The sequence below is a fragment of the Mesorhizobium sp. WSM4815 genome, from assembly GCF_055811575.1.
The window spans coordinates 164,971-175,000 of the sequence record NZ_JBVVQS010000090.1 but is presented as its reverse complement, the minus strand read 5'-3'; the positions used below and the strand labels follow the sequence as shown (position 1 = coordinate 175,000).

Below are 10,030 nucleotides of genomic sequence, written 5' to 3'. Positions count from 1 at the left end.
GGAGCGAAGGCAGCGACATAGACGAGGCCCGCAACATTGGCAGCGTTGCCGGCTTCTGTAATTACCGTGCCACCGTAGGAATGACCGACGAGGATGGCTGGCCCATCCTGCCGGGCGAGCACGCGACGCGTTGCGGCGACATCGTCTTCGAACGACGTGAGCGGATTCTGGACGATCGAGACCTTGTAGCCACGACTTGTTAGTTGGTCGTAGACGCCTCGCCATCCAGCTCCGTCGGCAAAGGCGCCGTGGACGAGAACGACGTTGCGGAGCGGCGCGCTTTGTGCGTGGGCAGCAGTTACCGAAAGCGTCAGCGCACCGACGGCGATCGCTAGGGATTTGATCATGGCAGTTCTCCAGTTGGTTTTGCTGTTGATAGGACAACCATGATCTACCCTGACGGACCTGACTTGATTACCGAGCGGATTCGGACATCAATGTCTCAAAATGAGAGACAATCCGAACTTGCTGGAGGACTCATATGCTGCGCGACTTCAGCGATACGGTCGCTTTCGTAAAGGTGGTGCAGGAAGGGAGCTTCACAGCGGCAGCGCACGTGCTCAAGGTGCCGAAGACACGGGTCAGCCGGAAGGTGCAGGAGCTGGAATCCAGACTGCGGACACAACTGCTGAATCGGACAACCCGCAGCCTGAAGCTGACTGAAGCGGGAGCGGTATATTTCCAGCACTGCGAACGAGTGGTGAAGAATCTGGAGGATGCGGAGAACGCAGTGGCGGAGTTGCAGCAACATCCGCGCGGATGGCTTCGGATTGCCGCCTCGTACTGGCTGGCAACTCGCGTCCTCGCTCCGCTGCTCACCGAGTTTCGCCGCTTCTATCCAGAGGTGTTCCCGCAATTGCTTCTTGGGCACGAGGTCGTCGACCTTGTCGCCAAGGACATAGACATCGCTTTCCGGCTCCAGGAAGGCACCCTGCCCGATTCCACGCTCACGGCTCGGCGGCTCGGCGCATTGCCGATGGGTATCTATGGGGCCCCGACCTACCTGGAACGTGCGGGGACGCCACAGCATCCATCGGAGCTGACGGAACATGCCTGTCTGTTGACAGAGTTCTATTTCAATCGTCCGGCAGTAGAATGGCCCCTATCGAGCGGCGGCGAGCAGTCCCAGTTCAAAGTACGAGCAGTGGCCGTTGCCAGCGATCCAGAGGCTCTTCACGGGTTCCTGCTGGAGGGAGTTGGTCTGTTCATGACCAACCATGTGCGCGTCAAGTCGGACGTTGCCGCTGGGAGACTGGTTCGTGTTCTATCCGAGTGGGCAGGGCCCGAACCAACCCTCTATGCGATCCGGCCTGGAGGCGGCGTTCAGCCCCCCAAAGTTAAAGCATTTTTGGACTTTCTCAATCCGCGGCTCGATTTGAAGAGGATTGATAGCAAAGCGAGTCACATCTGAAGTCGATCCTGCCTACCATGCGCTTCTTCCACCGCAACGATTGTTTCAAACTGACCACTACCCCATTGGCTCAGCCGGCTGAGCCAGTTTGACTCAAGCGTAGGCCCTATCAACGTTACACCGATTTAATGTGCAAGCGAGCGGGAGAATTGCCATAAAGCTTTGATATCGACGGGCCATCCCCTGTGTCGGAGGGTGCTGTCGCGTCTACTTCAGCTTGGGAAGGGGTAGACGGTATCTTTGCCAACCGGAGTGCCGATGGCCGCCTGGAAACAGATTGTTTTTGCATTTGTGATCCTCGTCGCGGCCGCGGCCGCCTGGGTTCGCTTTTTTCCAGGCGCGCCGGATGTGCTGGCGCGCTGGGGCATCGAATGGGCTGATGCCGCGACGCCTCCGACAGCGACGAGCGCCGTCGACAACGCCGGGCAAGCGGGCCGCCGCAGCGACGCCGGCCAACTGGCGACTATCGTCGCATTGCCGGCGGCCACGGCCGTCATCAATGATCGCCTGCGGGCAATCGGCACCGGCCGAGCCTACGCCTCGGTGACGGTCAATCCCTACAGTTCAGGCCGCCTGGTCGAATTTCTGGTCGAGTCCGGCGCCCATGTCGAAAAAGGACAGATCATTGCCACCCTCGATTCCGACACCGAGGTGATCGCACAGGACCGCGCAAAGGTTGCCTTGCAGGACGCGCAGGCCAAGCTCGACCGGGTCAAATCGTTGCGGGCTTCCAACGCTGCGACGGCGGTCTCTGTTGCCGATGCCGAGGTGGTGCTGGCCAATGCCAAGCTGGCGCTTCGCGATGCGGAACTGGCCTTGCAGCGCCGCTCGATCGTCGCGCCGATCGCCGGCGTCGTCGGCATCCTGCCGATATCAGCCGGCAACTATGTGACCAGCCAGTCGGCGGTCGCCACCCTTGACGACCGCTCCAGCATACTCGTCGAATTCTGGGTGCCGGAGCGCTTCGCCGCCGTCGTCAAAGTCGGCGCGCAATTGTCGGCGACGCCAATCGCCAACCCAAACAAAGCCTATACCGGCACGGTCTCCGCCATCGACAACCACATCGATGAAGCCAGCCGTACCCTTCTGGTCAAGGCAAAGATCGCCAATCCGGCCGATTCGCTGCGCGCCGGCATGTCCTTCCAGATCACCATGAAGTTCCCCGGCGACAGCTATCCTGCGGTCAGTCCGCTGGCGATACAATGGGGTTCGGACGGCGCCTATATCTGGACCATCGTGGACGGCAAGGCCAAGCGGGTTGCGGTGCGCATCATCCAGCGCAACACTGAGACCGTGCTGATCGATGCCCCGATCGTCAGCGGCGACATGGTGGTGACCGAGGGCACCCAGAGTGTCAGCGAAGGCGGCGAGGTCCGCATCGCCGGCGAACAACTGCGCGCCGCGGACGCCGACGGCTGATGACCGCAACCAACAACGCAGCCAGCGACACAGGATTCACCGCGCTGTTCATCCGCAGGCCGGTGATGGCCTTGGTCTTGAACACGCTGATCGCGGTCGCCGGCCTTGCTGCCTTTTACGGTGTCGAAATCCGCGAACTGCCGGATGTCGATCGCGCCGTCGTCACCGTCAACACGACCTTTGAAGGCGCTGCAGCCGAGACCGTCGACCGCGAATTGACCGACGTGATTGAGGGCGCGGTCGCCCGCGTCTCTGGTGTGAAGTCGATCTCGTCCACCTCGTCCTTCGGCACAAGCCGCGTCACCATCGAATTCAACGACGGCGTCGACCTCGACGTCGCCGCCTCCGATGTGCGCGATGGCGTCGGCCGCGTCGCCGACCAGATGCCGGATACGGCGGATGCGCCTCGCATCGTCAAGGCCGATGCCAATTCCGAGCCGGTGATGCGGCTGGCTGTCACCTCCGACACCATGTCGGTGCAGGACATGACGGTGCTGGTCCAGGACCAGATCGAGGACGAGCTTGCCGCCGTGCCTGGCGTAGCCGACGTCCAGGTCTATGGCGACCGCGACAAGATATTTCGCATCGATGTCGATCAGAACAAGCTCGCCGGCCTGGGCTTCACCGTCGCCGACCTGAGGACAGCGCTGGCCTCGGTCGCTTTCGATTCGCCTGCCGGCTCGATCACCACGACCAACCAGGATCTGATCGTGCGTCCGACGGCGGACGTGACCACGCCGGAGGAGTTCGAAAACATCATCATCGGCGGCACGACCCGCATCCGCGACGTCGCCACCGTCACGCTCGGCCCCGACATCGGTCAGACCACATTGCGTTCGAACGGCAAGACCGGCATCGGTCTTGGCATCATCCGCCAGGCGGAATCGAACACGCTGGATATTTCGACCGGCGTCAGGGCCGCCGTCGCCGCGCTGCAGGCGGATCTGCCTCAAGGCATGTCGATCAAGGTCACCAGCGACGATGCGGTCTTCGTCAACGGCGCGGTGCATGAGGTCGAGATCGCACTCGGCCTGTCCGTCTCCATCGTGCTGATCGTCATCTATGTGTTTCTCCTCGACTGGCGCGCGACGCTCATTCCTGGGCTTGCGATGCCGGTCGCCATGATCGGGACGATCGCCGCCATCTATCTTGCCGGCTTCTCGGTCAACATATTGACGCTGCTGGCCCTGGTGCTGGCGACGGGCCTGGTCGTCGACGACGCCATCGTTGTTCTGGAAAATATCGTGCGACGACGCAACGAAGGCATGGGGCCACGCGCCGCGGCCGTGCTTGGCGCCCAGGAAGTGTTCTTCGCCGTCATCGCCACGACGCTGACGCTGGTCGCCGTCTTCGTGCCGATCTCCTTCCTGCCCGGCCAGACCGGCGGCCTGTTTCGCGAATTCGGCTTCGTTCTCGCCATATCGGTGCTTCTGTCCGCCGTCGTGGCGCTGACCCTTTGTCCGATGCTTGCCTCGCGCATGCTGTCGGTCGCGCCGCTTCATCACGAAGGCGGCAGCGGCATCGGCGCCCGCATCGGCGGCGCGCTGAACAGGCTCTACCGGCGCTGCCTGCGCACCTGCCTCGATGCGCCGTGGATCGTGCTCCTGGTCGCGCTGCTGTTTGCAGCCACCGCCTTCACGCTGTTCGGCACGATTCGCCAGGAACTGACGCCGACCGAGGATCGTGCCGTCGTGCTCATGCGCGTCGACGCGCCGCAAGGCGTCAGCCTCGACTACACGACGCAGCAGATGCAGAAGATCGAAAAACTGATCGAGCCGCTGCGCGATTCCGGCGAAATCCGCAATACGTTCGAGAGCGCCGGCCGCAACGGCGCCTACAATGCCGGGTTCATGGTGATGACGCTGGCGCCATGGGACGAGCGCACCCGCAGCCAGCAGCAGATCATGGCCGACATCAGACGGCTCACCCGGCAGGTGCCGAGCGTGCGCGTCTTTCCGATGCAGCCCAACAGCCTCGGGATTCGCGGCGCCGGCAACGGCCTGCAGTTCGCGCTGGTCGGCAACAACCGTGCGGCGCTCGGCGACGCTGCGGTGAAGATCATCGCCGAGATGCAGAAGGACGCCCGCTTCCAGTCGCCCCGGCTCTCCGTCGACCCGACGCAGCCCCAGCTTTCCGTCGCCATCGACCGCGAGCGCGCTTCCGACCTCGGCATCGACATCACTAGGCTGGCCGATTCCTTCCAGGCCATGCTCGACGGCAATGATGTCGTCGACGTCTATATCGCCGATCGCAGCTACGGCGTGAAGCTCGTCTCGACGACCAACCCGATCAACGATCCGACCGATTTGGAGAACATCTTCCTGAAGACGGCCGACGGCCGCTTCGTGCCGATGTCGACCATCGCCACTTTGACCGAGCGCGCCGTACCGCCCTCGCTGACCCGCGAGCAGCAGCAGCCGTCGGTGGCAATCACCTCCAACCTCAGCGGCGATTTCGCGCTCGGCCAGGCGCTCACCCGCGCCGAGGCAATCGCCACGCCGCTTCTGCCGCCGGGCAGCCGCATCGTCCCCTTGGCCGAGGCGGCGACGCTGGGCGAGACCAACAGCGCCATGATCACCATCTTCGGCTTCTCGCTAGTCATCATCCTTTTGGTGCTCGCCGCTCAGTTCGAGAGCTTCGTCAGCGCGGTCATCATCATGGCGACGGTGCCGCTCGGCCTCGCCTGCGCGATCTTTGCCCTTTTGCTCAGCGGCACCAGCCTCAACGCCTACAGCCAGATCGGCCTGGTGCTGCTGGTCGGCGTGATGGCCAAGAACGGCATCCTGATCGTCGAGTTCGCCAATCAGTTGCGAGACCGCGGGCTCGGCGTGCGTGAGGCGATCGAGCAGGCCTCCACCATCCGGCTGCGGCCGGTGATGATGACGATGATCTGCACCGTGCTCGGCGGCGTGCCGCTGGTGCTGGCGAGCGGCGCCGGCGCCGAGGCGCGGATCGCGCTCGGCTGGGTGATCGTCGGCGGCCTGGGTCTGGCCACCGTCTCGACGCTGTTCCTGACGCCGGTCGCCTATCTCCTGCTCGGCCGCTTCGTCACGCCGAAGGTGGAAGAGGCGTCACGGCTGAAGCGCGAACTCGAGCAAGCCGCCTACACCAATGTCGAGCCGGCTGAGTAGGCAGGACAATCGCTTCAGCTTAGACCGGTGACCGCTCATTCCGAGCGTTTGCGCTGCCCCTCACCTGCCTGCCGGCATCCTCTCCCCGTATAGGGACGGGGAGAGGGGCTCTCGTCACCGATTTCGCCAATCACTGGCGTCGCAGGAAGGGCGCCGGCGTTGCGGTCAGCTCCTCCTCTCCGTCACTATACGGGGAGGAGTGCCCGGCAGGGCGATGAGGGGCGGCGCCGACTTCAACAAGTTGATCTCCAATACAAATTGGGCACTATCATTTGCCTGAAGAGATTTGCGGCCCTGACCATGGCAGCCTTTGGCTGGGCGAGGCACGGCGCGCGGAGGAATTGCAATGAGCTATCTGGACGAGCTGTTTTCGGTGGCCGGCAAGACCGCGCTGGTGACCGGGGCTGCGACCGGCATCGGCCGCATGGCGGCGACCGCTTTGGTCAGAGCCGGCGCCACTGTGATGATCGCCTCGCGCAAGGGCGAGGACTGCGTCGGGGTTGCCGGCGAACTGAACGCCCTCGGCGGCACCGGCCGCGCCGAAGGCTTTGCCGGCGATGTCTCCAGCGAGGCTGGCATCACGGCGCTGGTCGACGAGGTCAAGGCGCGGACCGAGCGGCTGAACATCCTGATCAACAATGCCGGCGTCTCCTGGGGCGCGCCGCTGGAAAGTTTTCCCTACCATGCCTGGGCCAGGGTGCTCGGCGTCAACGTCACTGCGGTCTTCCAACTGACGCGCGAGCTTCTGCCGCTGCTCGACGCCGCCGCCAGCGATGCCGATCCGGCCCGGGTGATCAATCTGGGTTCGGTGATGGGCACGCAGCCGCTGGCCGACGACGCCTACTCTTACTCTGCCTCGAAGGCTGCTGTTCACCATCTGACGCGCATCTTGGCGATCGAGTTCGCCGCCCGCCGCATCACCGTCAATGCCTTCGCCCCCGGCCCGTTCCAGAGCCGGATGACAGCTTTTGCCACCGCGAGCGAGGAACAGGCAAGACAAGTCGGCGGCCATGTTCCGCTTCGTCGCATCGGCGCGCCGGATGACATTGCCGGCGCAACGCTCTATTTGTGCAGCCGTGCGGGCAGCTATGTCACCGGCGCCATCATGCCGATCGATGGCGGGCAGTCGGTGCAGCATGGGCTGACACTGTTCAAGGAATGAAGCCGCTCGCGCTCCGGACGGTTGAAATGGAGGACATCAGCGTGGAACCGATCAGTCTCGATGTGCTTCTGGCCAGCGTCGGCAAGGAGGTCGGCGTGTCGCCGTGGCGGGTGGTCTCGCAGCGCATGATCGACCAGTTCGCCGACGCCACCGACGACCACCAGTTCATCCATTGCGACCCGGAGCGCGCCAAGCGCGAGACGCCGTTCGGTGGCACCATCGCGCATGGTTTTCTGTCGCTTTCGCTTTTATCGGCGATGACCTTCGAGACCATGCCGCCGCTCGAAAACAGCAAGATGGGCGTCAACCATGGTTTTGACTCGCTGCGCTTCCTGGCGCCGGTGAAGACCGGCGCGCGCATCCGCACCCGTTTCGTGCTGGCCGACGTCAAGGTCCGGCCGTCGGGCTGGGTGCAGACCGCGCATGACGTGACGATCGAGATCGAGGGCTCGAAAAAGCCGGCGCTGACCGCGCGCTGGCTGACGCTGACATTGATCGAGCGCGAGCCAGAAGCGGCCTGAACGGCTCAACGAACCTCGCCAGAGATCATCTTCATGTGCCGGCCGACCCGCAGGGCAATGTAGACGACCAGTGCGCAACCGATCGGGAACACGATCTCGTTGAGGCCAGTTGTGATCGCCCGCGGCAATTCAAGCGCAACGCCGTTCGCCGCGACCGTCTCAATCGTCAGCACCGTGATTCCGCCGCCGAACACCGGGCCTATCGCGGTGCCTGCCAGCGCAAAATGGAGCGGACGGGGTTTTTCCTTCGACGCCAGCGAGGCCAGGATCCAGCCGAGCAGGCCATATTCGTTCGCCCGCAGCACGCCCAGCGTGGTGAGCGAGAGGATGGCCGGTTTTTTGGCCGCATCAAGAGCAGTTACCATGACCTTTTGCGACCCCTTGGCGATGGCCATCGCCAGTGGTGCCGAGATTGCAGCGATCAGGCCGCCGAGCGAGGCTCGTACCTTGGCGATCGCCGTGCCGAGGCTGAGACCGGCGCAGACGAAGAACGCCCACGTCACGCCTTGCGCCAATTCGATCAGGATCAGGGTGGTAGCCGGGTGAGAACCCGCTGCAAGCCTGCCAGCCAGAGTAAGCGCCTCCATGGCGAATCCGAGCGCGATCGCCAACCATGCAACCATGACCACCCGCCTGAGGGCCAGCATGGCATCGTGAGAAAGTGGATCTGCGTTTGGCGCAACGGAAGAAAGCTCGGTCATGGTCATCTCGCCCTAGCAACAAAATCTCTTGGCCGGGCCGCAACTAACCTCTGGTTGTAACAGTCCGATGTCGCGTCGTTCTGCCCGGGTAACATTTGTGATCGATGTTTGGGCGAAAATGGCTGAGAATGACGCCGATTTTTGACCGCGCCTTGTCCGATTCCGTACAGCGTATATAATTTAGCCAGCCACAAACAGAAGGCAGGCGAAAATTGCCGCTCAGCGTCCAGACACGCCGCGAGAAACAAAAGGCCGAACTGCGCTCCGAACTTGTCGACGCCGCGCACAAGCTCGTCCAGGAAGAAGGCTATGAAGGCCTCACCATCCGCAAGCTGGCCAAACGTGTCGGCTATGCGCCGATGTCAGTCTATTCCTATTTTGCCGACAAGCAGGACATCTTGTTCGCGTTGGCCGAGGACGCGTTCAAGACTCTGGCAAAGCGTATCGAGGATCACCCGGCCGACGATCCGATCGAGGCGCTGCAAGTGGTGATGACCGAATATGCGGCCTTCGGCCTTGGCAACCCCAACGAGTATCGCACGATATTCATGACCGAGAAGGTCAAGCCCCCGGAAGGCAGGACCTTCGCCGAGATGCAGGAGGGCAACCCGTTGATGAAGGTGCTGATCAAGAGGGTCGAAGCCTGCGTGGCAGCCGGCAGGCTGAAGGGCGATCCGCGCGCCATCGCCACCATGCTGTGGGCGGTCGGCCACGGCACGATCTCGCTGCTGATCACCTTTCCCTTCTATCCGTTCGGCGACCAGCAGGCTTTCGTCAAGCGGATGTGTGACTTCTCGCTTGCCGCTCTGGCCACGCAGGACGTGCCGCCGCTGACCGAGACGCCGGTCAACTGCTGAAGGGTTTTTGTTCGGTTTCGGATAGCTGACAGGCAAGCGAAACAGGGCGAAGGCCTGGGAATTAATCTATGCGTGTAGGACTCTGGTGGCTGGGATCGCGACCCGGCGGGCTAGCGCCACGCTCGCCGTCAAAAATTTCGTACATGTACAATTTCCGACTTGAACTTCATATTCGCCGGTCGTATATGTACGCTATGTCGTACATGTACAAATCCAGTCATCCAGCCCGGAGACAGACCATGAAAAAGACAATCCTCACCGTCGCAGTGCTTGCATTCTCGGGCGCTGCGTTCGCCGACCAGAGTCAGCCCGGCAAACAGGCGCCGGCCGCGGCCTGCGCCGACAACGGCATCAAGCTCGATTGCGGCGCGACCGGATCGGTCGAGAAGGCAGGCACGGCCACCCACAAGGGCTCAACGGAAAGCAAGGACCCGCGGCTCGGCATCGACATCGACCCGTGGATCGTGCCCAGCACGTTCTGACGTTCGAAAACAAAAGCGACGACAGGAAATCCTGACCGCCTGCTCTCGTGGCCGGCGACCCGGCTCGCTGGAGCCTGATGAATGTTATTTCCTGCGCTTCTTCATTCCGGCCACGATCTTGGCCTTGCCAGGTCTTGCAGGAGCGCCGGGAATCGAAGTCCCGGTGATCGACACCGGATCGCTGGCCGGAAACGTGTCCTCGAGCCCTTCCTCGAGTTCCTCTTCAATGTTTGGTTCTTTGTGCTGCTCGTGTTCGAACGAGCGCACGGCCGGCGTCTTCTGAGCCGCTGGATTCGGCGCGGATTTCGACGGCATCGACATTCTCCCCGACTTGCTCCGGCAAACG

10 protein-coding genes (1 of these 10 cut by a window edge) are annotated in these 10,030 nt (G+C 62.8%); 7 read left to right on the top strand and 3 right to left on the bottom strand.

What is annotated here, in order from left to right; translation table 11 throughout:
- Positions 1-347: the 5' end (the start) of an alpha/beta fold hydrolase gene (locus tag AC0L2B_RS13355; protein ID WP_473745648.1), read on the bottom strand. The gene continues 433 nt to the left of window position 1, outside the view; only the first 347 of its 780 coding nucleotides appear in the window; it begins with the start codon at positions 345-347; its stop codon lies beyond the left edge, outside the window.
- 134 nt (positions 348-481) lie between these two features.
- Between AC0L2B_RS13355 and AC0L2B_RS13350 the strand changes: the two genes are divergently transcribed.
- The 5 genes from AC0L2B_RS13350 (at position 482) to AC0L2B_RS13330 (ending at position 7,644) form a co-directional block, all read left to right on the top strand.
- Positions 482-1,411, top strand: a complete 930-nt coding sequence (locus AC0L2B_RS13350; RefSeq protein WP_473745647.1) for a LysR family transcriptional regulator — start codon at positions 482-484, stop codon at positions 1,409-1,411.
- Positions 1,412-1,669: 258 nt separating this feature from the next.
- Positions 1,670-2,830: an efflux RND transporter periplasmic adaptor subunit gene (locus tag AC0L2B_RS13345; protein WP_128171160.1), complete on the top strand. Its 1,161-nt coding sequence runs from the start codon at positions 1,670-1,672 to the stop codon at positions 2,828-2,830.
- A complete protein-coding gene (locus AC0L2B_RS13340; RefSeq protein ID WP_473745645.1) occupies positions 2,830-5,961 on the top strand; it encodes an efflux RND transporter permease subunit in 3,132 nt (1,043 codons plus the stop codon). The genes AC0L2B_RS13345 and AC0L2B_RS13340 overlap by 1 nt, the downstream gene beginning before the upstream one ends.
- Positions 5,962-6,307: 346 nt before the next feature.
- Positions 6,308-7,123 carry an SDR family oxidoreductase gene (locus AC0L2B_RS13335; RefSeq protein ID WP_473745644.1) on the top strand — a complete coding sequence of 272 codons (816 nt, stop codon included), beginning with the start codon at positions 6,308-6,310 and terminating at the stop codon, positions 7,121-7,123.
- Between the two features lie 26 nt (positions 7,124-7,149).
- Entirely contained in the window at positions 7,150-7,644 is a 495-nt protein-coding gene (locus AC0L2B_RS13330; protein WP_268929563.1) for a MaoC family dehydratase, read from the top strand.
- A gap of 5 nt (positions 7,645-7,649) precedes the next feature.
- Here AC0L2B_RS13330 and AC0L2B_RS13325 read toward each other — a convergent pair whose 3' ends face one another.
- Positions 7,650-8,351 (bottom strand): hypothetical protein, encoded by a 702-nt coding sequence (locus AC0L2B_RS13325; protein ID WP_473745643.1) that lies wholly within the window; start codon positions 8,349-8,351, stop codon positions 7,650-7,652.
- A 206-nt stretch (positions 8,352-8,557) separates the two neighbouring features.
- Between AC0L2B_RS13325 and AC0L2B_RS13320 the strand changes: the two genes are divergently transcribed.
- Entirely contained in the window at positions 8,558-9,202 is a 645-nt protein-coding gene (locus AC0L2B_RS13320) for a TetR/AcrR family transcriptional regulator (protein ID WP_473745642.1), read from the top strand.
- Between the two features lie 239 nt (positions 9,203-9,441).
- Entirely contained in the window at positions 9,442-9,684 is a 243-nt protein-coding gene (locus AC0L2B_RS13315) for a DUF680 domain-containing protein (protein WP_473745641.1), read from the top strand.
- An 84-nt stretch (positions 9,685-9,768) separates the two neighbouring features.
- Here the strand turns inward: AC0L2B_RS13315 and AC0L2B_RS13310 are convergent, their stop codons facing one another.
- Positions 9,769-9,999 (bottom strand): hypothetical protein, encoded by a 231-nt coding sequence (locus AC0L2B_RS13310; RefSeq protein WP_023797528.1) that lies wholly within the window; start codon positions 9,997-9,999, stop codon positions 9,769-9,771.
- Positions 10,000-10,030 lie beyond the last annotated feature (31 nt).